Annotated in this window: 15 protein-coding genes and 4 pseudogenes; 8 read left to right on the top strand and 11 right to left on the bottom strand. The window is 40.7% G+C overall.

The genetic code is table 11. The annotated features are described in order from the left end of the window. The first annotated feature begins 79 nt into the window (after positions 1–79). Complete coding sequence (locus F986_RS13720; protein WP_004696036.1) at positions 80–655, top strand: hypothetical protein; 576 nt, start codon at positions 80–82, stop codon at positions 653–655. 307 nt (positions 656–962) lie between these two features. On the opposite strand, the gene F986_RS13715 is transcribed toward F986_RS13720, so the two are convergent. Next, positions 963–1,181 carry a hypothetical protein gene (locus tag F986_RS13715; RefSeq protein WP_004696033.1) on the bottom strand — a complete coding sequence of 73 codons (219 nt, stop codon included), beginning with the start codon at positions 1,179–1,181 and terminating at the stop codon, positions 963–965. A gap of 525 nt (positions 1,182–1,706) precedes the next feature. Here F986_RS13715 and F986_RS18050 point away from each other — a divergent pair. Further along, positions 1,707–2,219 (top strand): annotated as a pseudogene (locus tag F986_RS18050) (serine O-acetyltransferase). A gap of 190 nt (positions 2,220–2,409) precedes the next feature. Then, entirely contained in the window at positions 2,410–2,640 is a 231-nt protein-coding gene (locus F986_RS13710) for a DUF2171 domain-containing protein (RefSeq protein ID WP_004696031.1), read from the top strand. Between the two features lie 155 nt (positions 2,641–2,795). On the opposite strand, the gene F986_RS13705 is transcribed toward F986_RS13710, so the two are convergent. Continuing rightward, positions 2,796–2,975, bottom strand: a complete 180-nt coding sequence (locus F986_RS13705) for a hypothetical protein (protein WP_004696030.1) — start codon at positions 2,973–2,975, stop codon at positions 2,796–2,798. A gap of 324 nt (positions 2,976–3,299) precedes the next feature. Here F986_RS13705 and F986_RS13700 point away from each other — a divergent pair, with 324 nt between their 5' ends. Next, entirely contained in the window at positions 3,300–4,877 is a 1,578-nt protein-coding gene (locus F986_RS13700; RefSeq protein ID WP_004696028.1) for a sensor domain-containing diguanylate cyclase, read from the top strand. 118 nt (positions 4,878–4,995) lie between these two features. Here F986_RS13700 and F986_RS13695 read toward each other — a convergent pair whose 3' ends face one another. Together F986_RS13695 and F986_RS13690 are read right to left on the bottom strand one after the other, a co-directional pair. Beyond that, positions 4,996–6,837 carry a monovalent cation:proton antiporter-2 (CPA2) family protein gene (locus F986_RS13695; protein ID WP_004696026.1) on the bottom strand — a complete coding sequence of 614 codons (1,842 nt, stop codon included), beginning with the start codon at positions 6,835–6,837 and terminating at the stop codon, positions 4,996–4,998. 410 nt (positions 6,838–7,247) lie between these two features. After that, positions 7,248–8,108: a DMT family transporter gene (locus F986_RS13690; protein ID WP_004696025.1), complete on the bottom strand. Its 861-nt coding sequence runs from the start codon at positions 8,106–8,108 to the stop codon at positions 7,248–7,250. A gap of 127 nt (positions 8,109–8,235) precedes the next feature. On the opposite strand from F986_RS13690, the gene F986_RS13685 reads away from it, so the two are divergent. Beyond that, on the top strand, positions 8,236–9,630 hold the full coding sequence (locus F986_RS13685) for an aminotransferase-like domain-containing protein (protein WP_004696022.1): 1,395 nt from the start codon (positions 8,236–8,238) through the stop codon (positions 9,628–9,630). Positions 9,631–9,680: 50 nt separating this feature from the next. Here the strand turns inward: F986_RS13685 and F986_RS13680 are convergent, their stop codons facing one another. Together F986_RS13680 and F986_RS13675 are read right to left on the bottom strand one after the other, a co-directional pair. Further along, positions 9,681–10,457: a class II aldolase/adducin family protein gene (locus F986_RS13680; protein ID WP_004696021.1), complete on the bottom strand. Its 777-nt coding sequence runs from the start codon at positions 10,455–10,457 to the stop codon at positions 9,681–9,683. 165 nt (positions 10,458–10,622) lie between these two features. Further along, positions 10,623–11,447, bottom strand: coding sequence for a helix-turn-helix transcriptional regulator (locus F986_RS13675; RefSeq protein WP_004696019.1), 825 nt, complete (start codon positions 11,445–11,447; stop codon positions 10,623–10,625). Between the two features lie 67 nt (positions 11,448–11,514). On the opposite strand from F986_RS13675, the gene F986_RS13670 reads away from it, so the two are divergent. Next, positions 11,515–11,928 carry an Mpo1-like protein gene (locus F986_RS13670; protein ID WP_004696018.1) on the top strand — a complete coding sequence of 138 codons (414 nt, stop codon included), beginning with the start codon at positions 11,515–11,517 and terminating at the stop codon, positions 11,926–11,928. A 458-nt stretch (positions 11,929–12,386) separates the two neighbouring features. Beyond that, on the top strand, positions 12,387–13,628 hold the full coding sequence (locus tag F986_RS13665) for an OmpP1/FadL family transporter (protein WP_004696016.1): 1,242 nt from the start codon (positions 12,387–12,389) through the stop codon (positions 13,626–13,628). 43 nt (positions 13,629–13,671) lie between these two features. Here the strand turns inward: F986_RS13665 and F986_RS13660 are convergent. Together F986_RS13660 and F986_RS18630 are read right to left on the bottom strand one after the other, a co-directional pair. Next, positions 13,672–14,834: pseudogene (locus F986_RS13660) on the bottom strand (alanine racemase). A 187-nt stretch (positions 14,835–15,021) separates the two neighbouring features. Beyond that, a pseudogene (locus F986_RS18630) lies at positions 15,022–16,302 on the bottom strand (D-arabinono-1,4-lactone oxidase). Positions 16,303–16,458: 156 nt separating this feature from the next. On the opposite strand from F986_RS18630, the pseudogene F986_RS13645 reads away from it, so the two are divergent. Beyond that, positions 16,459–17,548, top strand: a pseudogene (locus F986_RS13645) (AraC family transcriptional regulator). Positions 17,549–17,626: 78 nt separating this feature from the next. On the opposite strand, the gene F986_RS13640 reads toward F986_RS13645, so the two are convergent. Genes F986_RS13640 through modA form a run of 3 tightly spaced genes read right to left on the bottom strand, consistent with a single transcriptional unit; the run spans position 17,627 to position 19,693 of the window. Then, entirely contained in the window at positions 17,627–18,244 is a 618-nt protein-coding gene (locus tag F986_RS13640; protein ID WP_004696004.1) for an ATP-binding cassette domain-containing protein, read from the bottom strand. Between the two features lie 4 nt (positions 18,245–18,248). Beyond that, a complete protein-coding gene (gene modB, locus F986_RS13635; RefSeq protein WP_004696002.1) occupies positions 18,249–18,941 on the bottom strand; it encodes a molybdate ABC transporter permease subunit in 693 nt (230 codons plus the stop codon). Then, on the bottom strand, positions 18,941–19,693 hold the full coding sequence (modA, locus tag F986_RS13630; protein WP_017396956.1) for a molybdate ABC transporter substrate-binding protein: 753 nt from the start codon (positions 19,691–19,693) through the stop codon (positions 18,941–18,943). The genes modB and modA overlap by 1 nt, the downstream gene beginning before the upstream one ends. Between the last annotated feature and the right edge of the window lie 184 nt (positions 19,694–19,877).

The following is a 19,877-nucleotide window of genomic DNA, read 5'->3' as shown; positions in this document are numbered from 1 at the left end:
CATAAATTCTTAATATTGTTGTAATTTTTGCCCTGTATGTTCAGCCTTAATTTATTTGTTCGGGGGAGTAAATTAAGGTATGAATCATTATCAAAAAACAGCATTGGGTTTAGATGCTTTACAACAACGTCATATCCCACTCAATGCACGTCAAAGACGACTATTGGTTTTAATTGGTACAGAAGATTTTGAACAATTGGCTGACCAGTTCAAACAACGAATCGCAACGCCTGAAATCCTCGAACAATTAATTGAATTAGGTTTAATTCATTCTACACAAACATCTCATGCCCCTAGCCCAATACAATCGGAACCTCAACCACCGACCTCAGTACTAGAAATTAGTCAAAATAACGTCAATCCAATAGATTTAGACAGTACAGTGCCGACTCCTGCACCAAGCCCAGCCCCACCACTTAAGGCCTATAGCTTTGAAGAAACACGCGATTTGATGATGAGCTTATTACAACGTTATTGTGGCTTAATGGCAAAACAACTTATTCTTCAAATTCAATCGGCGACAGATTTACACAGTCTCAAACGCTGCCAAATGCAATGGATTACGACCTTGCAGGAAAGTCGAATAGAACCCGCAGTACTCAACCAACACTTACAACAGATCAATCACTCACTGTTGCGTTTGCAGGCAGCTTAAATAAATTCAACGAATAATTGAGTCTTAGTTAAGATTCAAAGACTACAAGTTTTATATTTTCTTCAGGCAATAAATCTTAATGTCTTTAATCGATTTTTAAGACTTTGGCACAATGGTTACTCGAACTATTCATCAAACAGCTTGATAAATAGGAACTATGTGTGAAGTGATATCCTAATTTCACTTTATGACCTTCAATATAATCGCTCAAAAAATTTATCCCTTATATTCTTCGATAGGCTCACTTAACTCGACATAGATCGCTTATAAAAAAGCCCATGGAAACATGGGCTTTTTTTCAATAGGGTTAATCAACAACTCGGTATATATTTTCCGTTTGCCGACTTTCAAATAACAGTTCAATACTAGGCAGAATCACTTCACCATCGACAACGATATGTTCAATTCGTTTAAACAGATCCAAACGTTCTGCTTCGGAATTTTCAGGTACTTGCCTTAACTGGGCCTTCACATTATACGTTTGACTGTACTGGTCCTTTACCTTTACATCTACAAGCTGAGTCATGGTCATTTTCCTTTTCTTTTTTTAGCTCTGCTTAATCTTATAGCACAAGTTTTTTCCAACACCGCCCTTCGAGTTGTTAGAATTTATCGCAATGTTAATTTATATAAATATTTTCAAAATCAGGACTATAAATCATAAACTTAAATCAAATATGCTTAACAACCGAGATACATAGTCATATTTTTTCACATAAAAAAAGCTCGCATTGCTGCGAGCTTTTCTATGTTGGAAGGCTAGTGCTGATTTATTGTTTGAACATTTCGTTCCAAACTCAACGAGCTGTCATTGATCCGTCCAACTACATCGTAGCGTCTTAGTTATCGACCTACTGTAAGTACAATATAAAAGCATTTTTCACTCTCGACAAGAGCCCATGACATTTCGAAACAACTGTACAAATAAAAGCCAATTGATATTTTTAAAAAATAAGAGACCATACTGAAAGGCAAAATCGAGATAACATCTCAGCGTCAAATCACGTAAAATCGCGCATTCAACCTATGAGTTCTTTTCCATGTTAGTTCAATTGATTTTGAGTCATTTATAAATACAAAACTAAGTTCATTCCTCAAAATTTATTTGTTTAATCGTGGTTTTAACTTTAGCGTTTGGTTACGTCTTTCGACTTCAAAATCATGGATCGGCAAACTGGCCTACCCTATTTTTTATTATAAGAAGAAAAAATACGGGATCGATATCCACTGCACCACAAAAGTTGACTATGGCTTGTTCATCGGTCATGGGGGACCTTTGATTGTCAACCCAACGACTGTGATTGGAAACAATGTCAACCTATAACAATTTACAACGATTGATGCCAATGGCGGTCGTCAGACTGCTGTAATTGGCGACAATGTATATATTGGCCCAAATGTCTGTATTATCGACCATGTTAAAATTGGCAATAATGCCACCATCGGTGCAGGTAGTGTGGTCACCAAAGATATTCCTGATAATGCAATAGCCGTAGGTAATTATGCAAAAGTTATCCACTATAATAATGCTGGAAACTCAGTAAATAGACGTTGGCTGAATTGAAAATAAAAATAACATCAGCATAATTTAATCAACTTAGCACTCTATAAATAAAACACAGACTGACAATTTTTATACTTCGTGAATTTTAAGACATAATATGTTGGTGTTGTATTTAAAAAGCTCATGACTACGAGAAATTAGGTTAGGGTAAATCTTCGTTTTTGTTCGATGAGTAAAATAGAGGTACATCATGACCACGATTAATATTTCAGACATTAAAGAACACTCTAGTGTAATTGCCGTATGTGGCACTAAAGTTGGAGATGTTGACCATATAGAAGGTAAAGAGATCAAACTGACTAAACATGGCGATGGCAAACACCATATTATCCCGAGTGCATGGGTGAGAGAAATTCGAGAAAATCAGGTGATGTTAAGCAAAGATGCCCAAGAAATTAAAGATAATTGGATTGAAGCATAGACTCAAAAAACTGCAAAGCTACCAGCCTTTGGGCTGGTATTACATATGATATACACACTAAGTAGATGTAAAGAACGTCATCTACATCCATCTATCTAAGCTTGATCAATATTGATCTATCGTAAAAGTATAAAAATCACTCAAACACAACATTCTTAATCTTTAAAAGGGTTTGAAACTTTATCTTTAATACTTAACCAAACCAAAAAAGCCATAATAAATAAAAGTAATGCAATCACGATAAAGAATGTTTCACCCACAACGAAGCCGGTAATGAGCGCTCCTAACCCGATGAATGATAATAAAGTGATCAATGCGATACCAAAGACATTCATGTTTGTTCTCCAATGATCGAAATAATAAAGAGCTCATTATTACGTTTAGGCATGTCAATTTAATGTTGTTTTCATTAAACTTTAATAGTGCTTTTGATTGATTATGCGCTATTGTGTACTATTCATATTATCTTAATGAAAACTAATGTAATTTTTATAGAAAAATTACATATATATTAATCTGAAGATTCTCTATACTTATAAAAATACCAGCAAGCAAATTCGAACAGTTTTCACCCAGATTGATTTCAATCATGAGAATTGAGCTTCTACAGGCGTCACAACAAAACTTTAAAAAATCTGTTCTTGTCTTGAGGGCAATGAGTGATCAAGAAATCTGTTTTTCATAGTTTAGATTTACAAAAACTTATTTTGATTTTAATTATTGGCTGTGTCTCAAGCTTGTTTCTAATTTCAATTTTTGTTCTGAATTATGTCATCAAAGAGCAGTTAACCGAAAACTCTTTAGCTGCCAATCAACGCTATGCCTCAAAAATTGCATTTAGTACCGACAAATATTTTGAAAGTATGTTGAATGAGCTCCGCTATAGTGCTCAAATTGTTGGTCAAGATTTCTCAAATCAACAGGTTTTAAAAGCTGAAGTTACGCGTCTTAAAGGTCAATCACAAAAATTTAACTCAATCACGATTATCGATAAAAATGCTTTTATTTTGGAATACTCACCCGAGACCTTACATGTTAATCAAAAAAAACAATATAAAACTCCAGGTATTACCGAAGCATTAAAGCTCAAGAAAATCTATATTTCCTCTCCATACAAAGGCTTGTCAAACAATTTAATTGTGCTGATTGCTCAGCCTATTTTTAATCGTAAAAATGAGTTCCTCGGTATCGTCACGGGCTCGATTTATTTGAATAAAGAAAACTTGGTGAGTGAGCTGTTAGCTACCACTTATTCTTATAAGAAAAGTTATACTTATGTTGTTGATAATAAAAATAAGATCATCTTCCATCCAGATAAAGCTCGCATTGGCGACTCATTAAAAAATAATACCGGAATGCAATATATTACCTCCCACCCCACTGGAAAGATTGCACTGGTCAATAGTAAAGGGATCGAAAACCTTGCGGGGTTTGCGGCAATTCCAAGTGTGAATTGGGTTGTGGTGTCACAACAACCGACGTTAGAGTTATTAAGCCAAGCCAACTCGATCATCGTTAAAGTAACACTGGCTATGCTCGGTTTCTATTTACTCTTGTTCATTTTTGTGTGGAAACTTTCTTACTGGATTTCGTCACCACTCAATAAGCTTGCACAAATGGCCAGCATGTTGACGCGCCCAAATATTGATCAAGACATTAAAAACATCAATCCTTGGTATTTTGAGGCTTTACGCTTTCGCACCGCTCTCTTGCTTAGCTCCAAACATTTTAAAGATGAAATTGCAGAGCTTAAACAACATGTGAATACTGATCCGCTGACGGGACTTTATAACCGCCGCGGTATGAAACTATTCTTAAATGAATTAGAAGCAACCAATACGCCTTTTTCGGTACTGACATTGGACATCGATCACTTTAAAGCAGTGAATGATAACTATGGGCATGATCAAGGTGATCACGTATTGAAAAAGTTAGCGTCACATATGAAAAGCAACTTTCGTCAACATGATGTGTGCTGCCGTGTCGGTGGAGAAGAATTTATTGTCTTTGTGGTGCACGAAGATCCAAAGATTGCCTATATAGCAGCTGAACGACTTCGTAAAACAGTAGCACAAAGCTATATTGACCCAATTGGAACGATCACGGTTTCAATTGGTATCGCCTCGTGGCCTCAAGACTCAGAAAATATTCAAAAGGTGATTAAATTGGCAGATCAAAAACTCTATCAAGCCAAGAATGATGGTCGAAATTGTATCCGTTCGACATCATCAGACTGATATAACTTTCATTAAATATAAAATTAAGCCAAATTATTCAGTGCTTTCAGATCCATTTGTTCAAAAATGAAAAGGCCTATAATAGGCCTTTTCATGCAAGATGATTCAACTTATATTTTTAAGTTCTATCATCTACCTCACTCGTTTTGTCTAGTTCTGCATCATTTAACAACTGCCCCGTATGTTGTGGCTTAATCAAGGGTGCAGTAGGTCGTGGGTTACGCTGCGTATATTGTATACCTATGCCCGCTTTGACATCATCAGCGGCAACTTCGGTTTCAAAACGTTGATTATCTAAAGCTCGGATATCCTCACTCACCTGCTGAATTTCATCCTGACTTGCTCCCAATTGCTGCAAGGCCATTTGACCTAAAGCCAATGCAGACTCAAAGGTTTCTCGAACCATCAGACTGACATTTTTCTTAGACAAATACAGCGCATGTTCACGGTCATAGGAACGAACAATCAGCTTAGCCAAAGGAAATTCAGCATTCACCAACTCTACAATTTTATTAATCGTTTCTTTGTGGTCAACACAGACTAAAATTGCTTCTGCGGTATCTGCCCCTGAGGCATGTAAAATATCTAAACGACACCCATCGCCATAGTAGACATCAAAACCAAACTTTTCCGCGTTCTGAATCATATTGACGTCATTATCTATAATGGTCACATCCACACTACGTGCCAATAACAACTGACTGGCCACTTGACCAAAGCGACCAAAACCAATCATCAGCACTTTACCCGTTAAGCCATCAGCAACCCTGACCTGATCGAGAGACTTTTCATCCTGTTCAAGGGTAAAGCGTTTAAACAACACACCGATGATTGGCGTTAGCACCATAGACAATACGACAATCGCGGTTAAATTCGACTTGATGGTATTGTCAATAATTTGAGCTGTCGTCGCGGCACTAAACAATACAAAGGCAAACTCGCCCCCCTGCGCCATCAGTAATGCACGATCTAAAGCTTCGGGATGATTACTCTTGGTCAAACGCGCGACTACATAGATCATCAGCGCTTTGGTCAACATCAGCGCAATTACACCACTGACAATCAGCGGCCAATTTTGTCTGACCACTACCAAGTCTAAAGACATCCCGACGCCCAAGAAGAACAAGCCCAGTAATAAGCTTCGAAAGGGTTCAATATCTGCTTCAATTTGGTGGCGAAAAGTCGATTCGGACAGTAACACTCCCGCTAAAAATGCGCCCAGCGCCATGGATAAACCACTGAGTTGCATCAGCAATGCCGCGCCCAATACCACCAACAACGCCGCAGCAGTCATCACTTCACGTGCTTTAGCAGCAGCTAAAATTTTAAATAGTGGATTGAGTAACCAATGCCCTGCAACAATTAATCCAGCGATGGACAACAGTCCAATACCAATCCCTTGTAAATCTATAGATGAGCTTTCCGCTACTTGATTGGGTGCCATAAATGCAACCAATGCCAATAAGGGAACGATCAATAAGTCTTCAAACAATAAGATCGCAACGATCTTTTGACCACGTCGTTGATGCAGCCCTCCACGATCATTTAACAATTGCATCACAATCGCAGTCGACGTCAGAACAAAACCCGCAGCTCCAATGAACGCAGTTTTCCAGCTAAAGCCAAACAACATGCCCATACCCGTTAAGGCAATGACTGAAATAAGGATTTGCAAACTGCCCAAGCCAAAAATTTCTTTCCGCAAACTCCATAAGTGCGAAGGCTGCATCTCCAATCCGATGATAAAGAGATACATCACGATGCCTAGTTCAGCAATATGTAAGATGGCTGTAGGATTGTTAAAAAAGGCAAAACCAAACGGCCCAATAATCAATCCAGCAATTAAGTAGCCTAATATCGAACCTAGACCAATACGTTTAAAAATAGGGACGGCAATGACCGCTGCACTCAACAGTACAACAGGCCCAACCAGTCCTAGTGAATCTACTTCTGCACTCATCTTGTTCCCATCTTGGTTGTTGGCAATCCATACCATTTTCACGCTATTTTAATTTTATTCACTAAGGTCTCGCCTGTACGGAGAGGACGTCTCATCGGTGATCTTTTCGTTCTCGATTTCCTAAGACTTATCATCAACACTCAGCATGCTGCGAATTTAAGCATCGCTTGACCTGTCTATGTTTAAAACTATATACAGCATTGTTGCTATACAGCAAGATTTTATTCGAGGAATACAAAACACATCACTACATATGAACAGAAGATAATCAAGAGCAGATTTTTATAACAGATAGATACTTAAAAATTGTATTTAGTATGATTCCACCATCAAAGATAAATGACACCTTTGATGATAGGACTGACATTCGTAATTTTTACTCCATCAAGATAAAATTAGGCGTCGTATGTTCAAGCATATTTTCTCGCCCCAGCCACACAAACAATGGCTGCCAAAGTGACGACCAACATCATCCAACTCACGCTTTCATGTAGTAATAAAGCGGCAAGTGCAAGTCCCATAAAGGGTTGGAATAATTGCAGTTGACCAACAGAGGCTATACCACCTTGTGCTAACCCTCGATACCAGAACACGAAACCCAGCAACATGCTAAAGACAGAAACATAAGCCAAACCCATCCATGCGGCTGTACTGACATGCTGAAATGAAACAGGCACGCTCCATAATGCAATCGGGAACATCACAGGTAACGAGAGTAGTAAAGCCCAACTAATGACTTGCCAACCGCCCAATGTTCGCGAAAGTTTTGCTCCTTCTGCATAGCCCAAACCACATAGAATAATGGCTGCCAGCATGTATAGGTCGCCTTTCCATGCAGTACTCGTCTCTCCAAGTGCAGCATAGCCTGCTACAAAGAAAGCTCCTAGCACTGAAAACAACCAAAAAAGTGGCTTGGGCCGTTCACCCCCGCGTAGAACTGCAAAAATCGCAGTACTGATAGGTAATAATCCTAAGAAAACGATGGAATGAGCAGAACTTACATGCTGTAGGGCCAAAGCGGTTAAGAGTGGAAATCCGATGACCACGCCCAATGCACTGACTGCAAGTGCAGGTATGTTTGAAGCGGTCGGGCGTGCTTGGCGAAGTAACACCAAAAAAAATAATCCTAATAACGCTGCAATTGTGGCCCGTGCACTGGTTAAAAAGATGGGGCTAAAATCGGCAACGGCGACCCGTGTTGCAGGTAAAGACCCCGCAAAAATAGCGACACCGATTAATCCGTTTACCCAGCCGCTGGTTGCCTGTTTCATGGCGTGATTCTCTTATCGTTAATCGCTCAATTTGAACATAGACCACATGTTTGAATCGAGATACAATCCAATACAATAAATAAAAACTGTTATGTATAAAAAGCCCATACGGTTGAGGAGAAATGGAATGCGTAACCAAACTCGAATTGATGTAGTCATGGATGAAATTAAACTCAAAATTAGCTCACGCACCTATCTCCCCAGTCATCGCCTTCCCTCTGTGCGCCAACAAGCACGTACATTGCAGGTCTCTGTTTCAACCGTTGTCGAAGCCTATGAACGTTTAATGGCCGAAGGCATCATTCTGTCTAAACCTGGATCAGGCTTTTATGTGCCTGGCCCTGTCGCACCACTGGCTTTGGCCCAAATAGGGCCTAAGCTAGATAGAGAGGTCGATCCTTTATGGGTCTCTAGACAAGCCTTGGATACAGATCACAGCACACTCAAACCGGGTTGCGGCTGGTTACCACCCGAATGGTTATATGAGACTGGTGTTCGACGTGCTCTACGTAGCATGGCAAAAGCAGATCGCTTAGAACTGGTGGAATATGCAACACCAGCAGGACATCCTGAACTGCGACAATTAATTTCTCGTCGTTTAACTCATATTGGCGTTGAAGCTTCGCCTGAACACATCATGCTCACCGAATCTGGTACGAAAGCAATTGATTTGATCTGTCGTTTTTTATTGGAAGCTGGGGATACTGTTATTGTCGATGACCCTTGTTATTTTAATTTTCATGCTCTCCTCAAAGCTCATCGCATTAATATTGTGAGTGTGCCGTATACTCCCCATGGCCCAGATTTGGAGATCTTTCAGTCTGTTTTAGCTGAACACTCACCACGGCTGTATATCACCAACTCAGGCATACACAACCCAACTGGTGCAGTGCTTTCCCCCGTCACGGCGCATCGCTTACTTAAATTGGTCGATCAAACCAATTTAGTCATTGTGGAAGATGATATTTTTGCCGACTTTGAACATACCCCTGCCCCACGACTGGCTGCTTTTGATGGACTCAATCGTGTCATTCAAGTTAGTAGTTTTTCAAAAACGATTTCAGCCTCTTTGCGCTGTGGCTATATCGTGGCCAAAAATGAATGGATTGAAAATCTAATCGATTTAAAGATCGCCACCTCTTTTGGTGGAGGCCGACTTGCCGCCGATATGGTGCTGATTGCCTTAAAAGACAGTGGATATCGTAAGCATATGGAAACGGTGCGCTTACGCCTAGCTCATGAAATGCAAAAAGTCATCACTCAGCTCGGGGCTTTAAATATTCACCCGTGGCTAATCCCACAAGCGGGCATATTCCTGTGGTGCAAACTTCCCGACGGTTTCGATGCTGCGCTCATTGCGCGAGAGTGTTTAAAACACGGCGTTGTTTTAGCACCAGGAAATGCGTTTAGCCAATCCTTAAATGCACAGAATTTCTTACGCTTCAATGTCGCACAATCGGTAGATCCGCGTATTTTCGAAACGCTCAAAAATGTGTTAGCTCCACAGCAAAACTCAACATAATAAAAGCCTCTACTTAGAAATAGAGGCTTTTATTAAAATGGTTGAATGGCTTATGAACAATACTCGTCACGTTGATGCTCAATTAAAGACAGTGCGGCATTCCATGCTTTCAGCATCACCATTTCAATCAATTCACTTTCGAACTGTTGAGCTGTGTGTTGACGTACAGCTTCAGACGGAAGATGAAGCTCTGCTCCTCCCGCCATCGCCTTGATCTGCGCTTGGCATGCACGTTCAAGGAAGTAGATCTCGTGAAAAGCACGTTGAATTGAATCCCCTGTCGATAGCAAACCATGATTACGTAAAATCATGACTCGGTTGTGCCCCAAGTCTTTCACGAGACGCTCACGTTCTTCGGTTAATAACGCCACCCCTTCATATTCGTGATAGCTGACTTTGTTATAAAACTTCAAAGCATGCTGAGACAAAGGCAATAAACCGTGTTTCTGTGCAGACACTGCAATGCCATCTGCGGTATGCGTATGAATCACGCAGTGCACATCTTTACGTGCATCATGGATCGCGGAATGAATCACAAAACCTGCGGTATTGACCAGTTTGCCCTGATCATAATCCGCAATAATATTGCCTGCATAATCAATTTTAACCAAATGCGAAGCCGTCATTTTTTCAAAGGGAATGCCGTATTGATTAATCAGAAAATGACCGTCTTCGTCGGGTACACGTAAACTAATATGCGTATCAATTAAATCGGTCATGCGGAAATGCGCAATTAGACGGTACAACCCCGCAAGCTGACAACGCGCATCCCATTCTTTTTCGGACACGACATCTTTTAGACTTTTCATCGCATGTAAACTGGTCATTTGTTATCCCTATTATCTCTATCCATAAAATTGACATTGAGCTTGAACGAAAAAGCCAAACCCTGCTTAAGTCCTTCTCTCAACGTAAACTGATTCTTCGTAAAATAGCGAAACCTGTCTTGAATGATTCTGCTATTTCCATGTGCTATCAAGCAACTTAACACGCTATGACATCAATGGTGTTTTAATAGAGTCATTCACGAAGATGGTTTTGCCTTTCAGCATCGAGGGTGCAAAATCGACCATGCTACGTAAAGTTCGGGTGAAATGTGCCTGATCGGCAAAACCTGCTTCCAAGGCAATATCAATCAAACTCCGACCTGCGGCCCAGAGTTTGATGGCATAGCGAATACGCAACCAAAGAATGTAGCGCCGCATTGAAATTCCCAATTGCTGACTAAACAAGTGCATCAGCCTCGACTCAGACAGTCCCGTGTGTGCCGCGACTTGAGCTACTGTGGGAATCTGCTGAGGTACAAGTTGTTGAATATAATGACAGGCTTGTAAAACGCGGGCATCCCATGGCAATACCTGCAACGGATTTGGGTTTAACGTTGACAGCAGCGTTAAAACCAATTGTTTGGCATCATCAGGACTGAGTTGCCCAGCGATCAACTTTTGAAACTGTGAATGAAACGTAGCAAGGCAAGCGGCAGGCAAAGAACAAATCTGTTCGCCATTCAGCAATGGATACAAGTGTCCATAGAGTGCATGATCAGGATCAATCATGAGCGCAAGATAAGGTTGATTTTCTGAATCGGTACTGTGCATCACATTGGGTGCCATCACCACAATATCGTGATAACAACGTAGTTGATCGTCTAAAGTGATTGCAAAAGGTGTGCCAAAGCCAATTTGTAAAAGTGCTGGAAAATGGGCATGGGCATTATTCAACTGCTCATGAGTCACATACAAAATGACACCATCCCAAGTGTAAATTTTACTTTGGTGCGCCAACCCTAAACTCGCATCCTTGCTTTGCGATAGCATATTCGTTCAAGACCATCTTTGGTTTACTGTTTAAAACTACGCCTAGTAAACACTAAAGGAGTAGGACATGTTACAGAATACCCAAACCCAAATTAAAAACAATATGCAAGATTTGGTGAATAACGCCAATCATTCTTCTGCATTGGTTGCAAGCCCTGCTGTGCAAATTAAGGGAAGTGATGGTCGTTATAAAACCTTAAAAGAATTCTATCCCTTCTATCTTTCTCAGCATGAAGATCCCACTTGCCGACGTTTACACTTTGTGGGAACCACCTGTGTGATCGGGATTACCGCGGCTGCGGCGATGACCAAAAATCCAAAACTACTCTGGGCTTTGCCTGTAGTGGGTTATGGATTTGCTTGGGTCGGTCATTTCTTTTTTGAACATAACAAACCAGCCACATTTACATATCCTTTTTACAGTTTCGTTTGTGACTTTAAAATGTATAAAGACATTTTATTCAAACGCGTCGATTGGTAAATAAAAATGCGACTGTCTTATATATTTGTAGGGCAGTCGTTTGATCAAAATCTGACGATTATTGCTAAGGTTACGCGCTACAAAAGTCCTACCGATAAGAGCGATGCTCCTTAATAACATCAAATCAAGCCATCTACTTAGGCTGCATCAACGTCGACTACACAGCATCACCATCTGCTCTAATGAAAAGTGATCAACGATCGCCAACAGCTCCATCAAAGCATTCATTTCTCACAGGCTCAATTTATAAAATAAGTCCTTTATTTTGACCGAAAATCCCCCCTTGAATGCTCATTTACAACCCTACTCTCCAATTCTTTTCAGTGATTAACTTGAGCTTGGACACCACTGTTTTAAAGCGGTAAGTGACTTTTATCAAGTTACTCCACACTAAAACATAGTGCCAAGAAGACAAACAATAGCGATTACAAGTCAAAAAATTCTCAAGGACGATTTACATGAAACTCAGCCCATTGGTGATTGGCATATTTGGAATATCATCTTGCAGCTTGCTCCATGCATCCGCTCTAGATCAATCAGGCCAGTCGATTCTGCCCTTTTTAGAAACAGGACATTATGCTGAAGTCAGCATTGCCAACGTAGATCCAGATATTTCGGGGAAAATTCGCAACCGACCAGATTTAGTCAGTGATGTGACGAATCTCAATACTGGTAATATGGGAAATAGCTTTCAATATTACAATGCCGCCTTAAAACTACAGCTAACCGAAGACGTCAGTTTTGGCATTTTGTATGATCAACCATTCGGTGCTGACATTCACTATCCGCTGCAATCCAATAATACATTTTCAGATAATGAATTCAGCCAACAAGGCACTTCTGTAAACGTAGATACCCACAATATCAGTATGCTTCTCGGTATCAGCCCATTCACAAACTTTCAACTCTATGGCGGTGCAGTTTATCAATCGGTAGAAGGTGATGTCTCACTCCGAGGAAATGCCTATGGCCCTCTTTTTAATGGATATGATGCGAAATTTAAAGAAGACCATGCAGTGGGTTGGTTAACAGGTTTAAGTTATCAAAAGCCGGAGATTGCCTTAAAAGCAGCCATCACCTATCGTTCTAAAATCGATCATAAGCTGCACGTCACGGAAGCGGTCTTTGGTGAACCTTTAGAAGCTACACTTCCACAGAAAACAAAAATTTCTACGCCTCAATCCGTCAATCTCGATATTCAAACAGGGATCGCTTCAAATACCCTCGCCTATGCCAATCTGCGCTGGGTTAACTGGAAAGAGTTTAAAATTCGCCCTACCCAGTTTGGTGCTTTGACCGAATACATCTCTTCGATCATCAGTGATGGTACTTATGTCGACGGCTTTGATTTAGACAGCTACCAGCACGATCAGTGGACAACAACACTGGGAATTGGACATCAATTCACCCCAAAATGGAGTGCATCGACAGAAGTCAGTTGGGACTCTGGCACAGGAGATCCTGCATCTAATTTAAACCCAACAAAGGGTTCATGGGGACTTGGTTTCGGTGCACAATTTAACCCTACACCCCATTACTTTATTGCAGGTGGAATCAAATATTTTTGGCTCGGTGATGTTGTTGCAGAAGATGGAACTTACCATCTGCCTATATCTGGTATTCAATCTACAGCAGAACAAGCAGATTTTAAGAATAATAGCGCCATCGCTTATGGTTTAAAAATGGGTTATCGCTTCTAAATTAAGTCCATAAAATAAAAGCCACTCGATTGAGTGGCTTTTATTATTCTCGAAAAGTTTGCCATGTTTCAAAAGCATGCTCTTTATACAGTTTTAATTCTGAAAATTGAGGAAGGATCGCTTCACTCTGTGTAGGCCTTAAAAAGACAAAATCATCCACTTGAATATCGCAATTTCTAGAAACATTGACCAACTCTTGATTACTGCTCCGCCCATACAATAGATGCGGACGACACTGATTGGGATAAACATAATCCGCCAGCCAATAACCACCATAAATAAACAGTGCTTTCGATTTATGCGGTAATTTATTCAATAAAGACATTGCTGGTAACTCTGCAAAAGGCAGAACTTTCAGCACCGGAGTCGCAATCCATAACGCCGGTTGTAAAGGCTTCAATGAGTCACTTTCAAAATCACTGGGTTTGAGCAGCATCGAACCAAAAGATAGATCATTACAAACGCTCTTTGAGATATGAAAAGTAAAGGTCGGACTACCGCCACCATTAAAACAAAGATCACTGTTCCAAAGGGCTGGAAACTGCGTTTGAATGACCTTTTGATAATTTAAATAAATCTGCTGCGACTCTTGATAGGCCTGATCTGGTTTTTTGATGATTGATGGTATTTTAGTGACATGCGCATCGTAGCCCATCAAGCCTGACAGTTTTAAATATTGTGGATTTTGCTGGATCACGCTTAACATTTCAGCGAATTTCGTTTCAGACTGCACCCCACCACGGTGTAGGCCCACATCAATTTCAATATTCACTTGCAGGCTTATGGCATAGTCTTTGGCTATCTCTAAGTATTGCAACAACCGTTCTTTAGTATCGATTAACCATTGGATATTTGCCTTTGTCCACGCTGAGTTTTGTTCATAAAAAGTACGAGCTGCTTGGGCAGGCATGGGCTTCCCCAACAAAAGATCAGCCGCTGAGAAATTTTCTAATATCAACTGGATATGTGGCACATGAAAGACCATAAAACGCTGTGTATTCAATTTCTCCGACAGCAGCTGGAGTAAATCGATGCTGGCCAACGATTTGACCACTAAACGGGGTTTTAACTGTTCCTCCTGAACGATCTTCGTTTGAATATATTGGAGGTTCTGTTGTAATGCAGCGTCATCTACAATCAGTTGGGGTGTCGCAATCCCTTGTGTTTTAAGTCTGAATTGAGTGTTTTAAAATAGTGATCCAACATTCTTTTTGTCCTGTTCTGAATAAAAGCGGCCAACTTAAACTAGCCGACTAAGCATATGACCTATTAGTTAAAAGCCAAAGCCATCAACATAAGCTTTAGTGTAGAGCTCATCGTCAGGCTTGTGATTAGCGAACCATACAGCCCTACACTTTTGCCATAGCCTACTCACCTCAAAGCATCGCCCCAATCATCCCAAAAACAACTGCTCTAAATAAGGGTTTAAAAACTTGTGCTCAGGGTCCAGCTGCTGACGTAACCTAAGAAAATCATCCCACTTTGGATATAAACTTCGAAGCTGCATTGAAGTCATACTGTGCATTTTACCCCAATGGGGCCGTCCCTTATATTTCTGAAAAATAGGCTCCACAATATCAAAAATTAACCGTGGGTCTTGCTTATGATATTGATGTACCGATATCGAAATGGAGTCTTGCTGATAAAATGGGCTGATCCAAATATCATCCCCTTTGACAAAACGAAACTCGAGCGGAAAAAAGGTCGCAACCTTATGTTGTCGCAATGCCGCTAATACCTCTTCTAAGCAATCCAAACCATCATCAACAGGAATCTGATACTCCATTTCATTAAATTTGGTATTACGTACTGTTGGAAAGATCTTGCTCGACCAATCCACTGCCGTTGTTGGTTTAACAAAAGTGCCTAACAGTTTTTGCACATAAGGATTCAATGAGGGAAAGTTTTTGATTAATTCAGAGCAGACCGTTAATAACGTATCCTCAGACGGATAGCTTTCTTTACGGGGTTGTAGCTCTTCATCTGTCTCATCTAGGGTTTTCAGCATCAGTTTTTCAGCATGGGAAAAAACAAAACATTCAATATGTCGATGCTGATGTTTCCATTGCTGAATAAACTGCATCATGTCTTCTACTGTACAAAGCTAAATATGTTCCTTCAGTTTAAAGCGCGGACGATTTTGCATGGTAATTTTGGTCAAAATACCCAGACTACCTAATGAAACACCTCCTGCCGCAAAGATTTCTGGGTTTTCGGTGCGACTACAGTTGAGAATTTCACCTGAAGCAGTTAATAACTCAAAATCTTCCACATAAGCTGAAATACAGTGCAAATCTGCACCCGTACCATGTGTTCCTGTTGAGACCGCACCCGCAAGGCTCTGCTGGTCAATATCGCCTTGGTTCATCAAAGCTTGATTGATGGGTTCTAAATATTGATCTAAATTGTACAATCGAGTCCCTGCATAAATACTGCACCGACTGTGCGCTGTATCTGATGAAGCCACACCAAAAATTTGGTTCAATGACACCAAAGTCGCATCGGTACATACGAGAGGGGTAAAGGAATGTCCTGCCCCCACAACCCGTATTTTCGGGTGACTTTGTACAATATGTTGTAACTCCAATACATTCTCAGGGTGCAAAATGTGTTGTGGATGAGCCTGTTGAAACCCTGACCAGTTCGACCACATATATGTCTGTTGAGTTTTCATGGACGAATCACTCCACATTCGCACAGTACATACACTTTACTCAGCTGACTCATTTGATTTTTTTGCTTTGTCCAATCCTTTGGCTTCATTTGATTTCCCTTTCATCCCTATGTTGAATTGATCTGCCCTTTGGCATATTGAAAGTTAAACAAAATTATGAGATACCAAAAAGGGTTGAATGGTCGCTATTCAGGGGGGCAAAACGGACTTATGCCTAAACAGTCAAGTTACACCGTTCATACACGGCAATATATCCCGCCCACAATATTGGCGGGGCTGCTGCATTATGCAGAACAGCAGCATTGGGATTACAGCACGTGGTTCCAGCATTCAGGCGTGAATATCAATCAAATCCAGCAAGCACATGGCTATGTGAGTTTTACTCAGTTATGTCATGTGATTCAGAATGCCTTGGTTTCGAGCCAGCAACCTAGCTTAGGCTTAAAAATTGGCAGTAGTGAAGGCTTGATTTCAATGGGTATTTTAGGTTTTGCCATGCAGTCTTGTAAAACTGTAGCAGATGCCTTAGAGATTGCTCTACGTTACCATCAAGTTTCGGGTAGTGTTTTAAACTTGAACTTTACAATTTCTGGGGGAGAGTGTTGAATTAGAGTTCATCGAAAATATTGCACCGACAAACCTCAAAATATTTTTCTGTGATGAACTACTGAGCAGCATCATGGCCTGCCTCAATGCCATGCTAGGCGATCATCAAGATATTATTCTGTTAGAGCTGAGTTATTCTCCGAACACGCATCTTGCCGAATACCAAAAAATTATCCCCTGTCCGATTCGGTTTAATGCAGACAGAAATGTCATTCGATTTAAACGACGTATGCTAGAGCGCCCACTCAAAACTTATAGCCCTGCCAACTATGCAACTGCCATCCAGATTTGTGAACGTGCACAGCAAGAAATTGATCAGCTCAATAATGCTCAATATGCATACTTATTAGAACAGCTTATCGAGCAGCACCTCCCTGTGCGCTTTGATATGCAACTCGCATCAGACTATTTACAAATGAGTGAGCGTCATCTTCGACGCTCCTTATTGCTAGAAGGCATGAGTTTTCAGCAAATTCGACAAACCGTGTTAGAGCGAAAAGCGAAACAGATGCTTGAAAATAATCTCTCCATTGGGGACATTAGCCAAGCTTTAGGTTTTAGTGAAGTACGTGAATTTCGTCGGGCATTTAAACGCTGGACAGGCCAAGCGCCGTCTGTTTATAAAAATGGTACCGAATGATCCTAAGCTGATACGGAGGCCCATTTTTTCTGTTTTTATTCGTTCTCTCTTCAAAAGTTGAAGCTGAAATGTGTTCAATTAAAGCAACCAAACTGCTTCGGTCAGCTGCTTAATTTCATCCATATCATGGCTGACATACAACATTGGAATTGATGTTTCCTGCTGTACTTTTTGAAAGAAAGGAATAATTTCCTGCTTATGTGCCGCATCAAGTGCAGACAATGGTTCATCTAATAATAATAAATTTGGCGAATACAACAGTGCCCGACCCAATGCAACTCGCTGCTTTTCACCACCTGAAAGCTTCGTCGGCATACGACTGAGTAAATGATTAAGTTTAAGCAGTTCAATAATATAATCGGGATCAAAACGTCGGCTTTCAGGCCGAATGCGCTTATAGCCAAACAATAAATTTTGCATCACCGTCATATGTGGAAACAGTTGCGCATCCTGAAAAACCAAACCAACATGACGTTGCTGTACATTTAAATTAATCTTATTTTTCGCATCGAACCATGTCTGATGATTGATTTTAATCCAGCCATTGACTGGAGTATTAAGTCCTGCAATGGCATGCAAAATACTGGTTTTTCCTGAACCTGAAGCCCCAAATAAACCAACGACAGGATGTTCAGATGAAAATGTCTGATCGAGTTTAAATCTGCCTAAATTTAACTGAATATGACAGTCAATCATCGTCTTAATGCCCTCGTTTGTTTTTCTGATAGCGATGAAACCACTGGGCAAACCATAACGCCAAAAATGCCACAGTTAATGACAGAATAATCAGTCGCCAAACCGCTTGTTCTGTGTCGGGTTGCTGCATCAAGCTATACATGGCCAAGGGCAAGGTTCTGGTCTCGCCTGCAATGTTACCGACAAAGGTAATGGTTGCACCAAACTCACCCAGACTGCGACAAAAACATAAAATCGCCCCTACCAATATGCCACTACTGGCTAAAGGCAAAGTGACATAAAAAAAAGTACCCAAGGAGGAAGCACCGAGCGTTTTCGCCGCCATTTCTAGCCGTTGATCCACCAACTCTATGGCCAAACGAATCGATTGAACCAAGAGTGGAAAACCCATCACGGCTGAAGCCAAAACTGCGCCTTTCCAATTAAATACAAAATTGAATCCAAAGGGCTCAAGATACTTACCCAGTATTCCGTTTCCGCCAAAAACCTGTAACAGCAAATATCCTGGCACCACAGGCGGCAGCACCAGAGGTAAGAAAATAAAGGTTTCAAATAATGATTTGCCAAAAAACTCTTTACGTGCCAAAACCCAACCCACTGCCAATGCAGGGATCAGACTAAAGGCCAAACAGGTTGCAGCCACTTGGCAGGATAACTTGAGTACCTCTATCTCTTCAACCGATAAAGAAAACATCATCACTTAGCAGCAGATAAAACGGTAAAGCCATATTTTTTAAAGACTGCATGTGCTTGTTTACTTTGTACAAACTGATAAAACGCTAGCGCATCTGGATTATTTTTGACAAGGCCAAAGGGATAAACAATCGGGGTATGGCTGCTGATAGGGAAAACGCCAATGACGGTGACATCTTTACTGATAGCAGCGTCGGTTGCATAGACAATGCCAAGCTGACATTCACCACGTGCTACAAAGTTGAGCGCAGCTCTGACATCTTCAGTTTCAACCAATCTTGGTTCAAGTTTTGACCACCATCCCAATGCGGTCAGCGCCTGTTTCCCATATTTTCCGACTGGGACACTTTTGGTGTCTCCTGTACAAAGCTTGCCTTGAAAAGCGGTAGAAGGATCAAAACTTTTATCCATTTTTATTTTGACGGGCTTAGCTTTTGGCGAAATCAGAACAAGACGATTACCCAATAAATTCACACGTTTATTCGGCACAATTAACTTTTTATTTTGCAGATAATTCATCCACTGTTCATCTGCCGAAATAAAAACATCCGCAGGTGCACCCGCTTCAATTTGCTTGGCCAAAGTCGACGACCCTGCATAAGAGGTTTTCACGTGTACTCTTTTTTGTTGTTCAAATATTGCATCGACATCTGCTATAGCATTGGTCAAGCTGGCTGCTGCATAGACGGTAATAGCTTGCTCCGCATGTACCTGTACCCCAAGAGTCAAACCACAACATAACATCGCATATTGCATATACTTATTCTTAAAATTAAGCAGCACCATGTTCCCCTTAAGCGTTATAAATTGACCGATATGTTTTCAAAAATATATGGATACACAAGCAACGTCAATTCTAGAAACAGATTATTTATCGTTCAAGTTAAAGTGTTTGTATCTTAATCACGTGACTGATACTGCTCTTGCTATCGAGTGAGTA

The organism is Acinetobacter johnsonii CIP 64.6, assembly GCF_000368045.1.
Taxonomy (GTDB): Bacteria; Pseudomonadota; Gammaproteobacteria; order Pseudomonadales; family Moraxellaceae; genus Acinetobacter; species Acinetobacter johnsonii.
Note: the sequence above shows the minus strand (reverse complement) of the source record. Positions and strands in the feature narration are given on the sequence as shown.

Coding starts and splice junctions, on each gene's coding strand:
- modB (WP_004696002.1), bottom strand. CDS start 18,941: ATGATGTTTTCTTTATCGGTTGAAGAGATAGAGGTACTCAAGTTATCC.
- F986_RS13715 (WP_004696033.1), bottom strand. CDS start 1,181: ATGACTCAGCTTGTAGATGTAAAGGTAAAGGACCAGTACAGTCAAACG.
- F986_RS13670 (WP_004696018.1), top strand. CDS start 11,515: ATGTTACAGAATACCCAAACCCAAATTAAAAACAATATGCAAGATTTG.
- F986_RS13685 (WP_004696022.1), top strand. CDS start 8,236: ATGCGTAACCAAACTCGAATTGATGTAGTCATGGATGAAATTAAACTC.
- F986_RS13710 (WP_004696031.1), top strand. CDS start 2,410: ATGACCACGATTAATATTTCAGACATTAAAGAACACTCTAGTGTAATT.
- F986_RS13720 (WP_004696036.1), top strand. CDS start 80: ATGAATCATTATCAAAAAACAGCATTGGGTTTAGATGCTTTACAACAA.
- F986_RS13665 (WP_004696016.1), top strand. CDS start 12,387: ATGAAACTCAGCCCATTGGTGATTGGCATATTTGGAATATCATCTTGC.
- F986_RS13690 (WP_004696025.1), bottom strand. CDS start 8,108: ATGAAACAGGCAACCAGCGGCTGGGTAAACGGATTAATCGGTGTCGCT.
- modA (WP_017396956.1), bottom strand. CDS start 19,693: ATGCAATATGCGATGTTATGTTGTGGTTTGACTCTTGGGGTACAGGTA.
- F986_RS13640 (WP_004696004.1), bottom strand. CDS start 18,244: ATGATTGACTGTCATATTCAGTTAAATTTAGGCAGATTTAAACTCGAT.
- F986_RS13705 (WP_004696030.1), bottom strand. CDS start 2,975: ATGAATGTCTTTGGTATCGCATTGATCACTTTATTATCATTCATCGGG.
- F986_RS13695 (WP_004696026.1), bottom strand. CDS start 6,837: ATGAGTGCAGAAGTAGATTCACTAGGACTGGTTGGGCCTGTTGTACTG.
- F986_RS13675 (WP_004696019.1), bottom strand. CDS start 11,447: ATGCTATCGCAAAGCAAGGATGCGAGTTTAGGGTTGGCGCACCAAAGT.
- F986_RS13680 (WP_004696021.1), bottom strand. CDS start 10,457: ATGACCAGTTTACATGCGATGAAAAGTCTAAAAGATGTCGTGTCCGAA.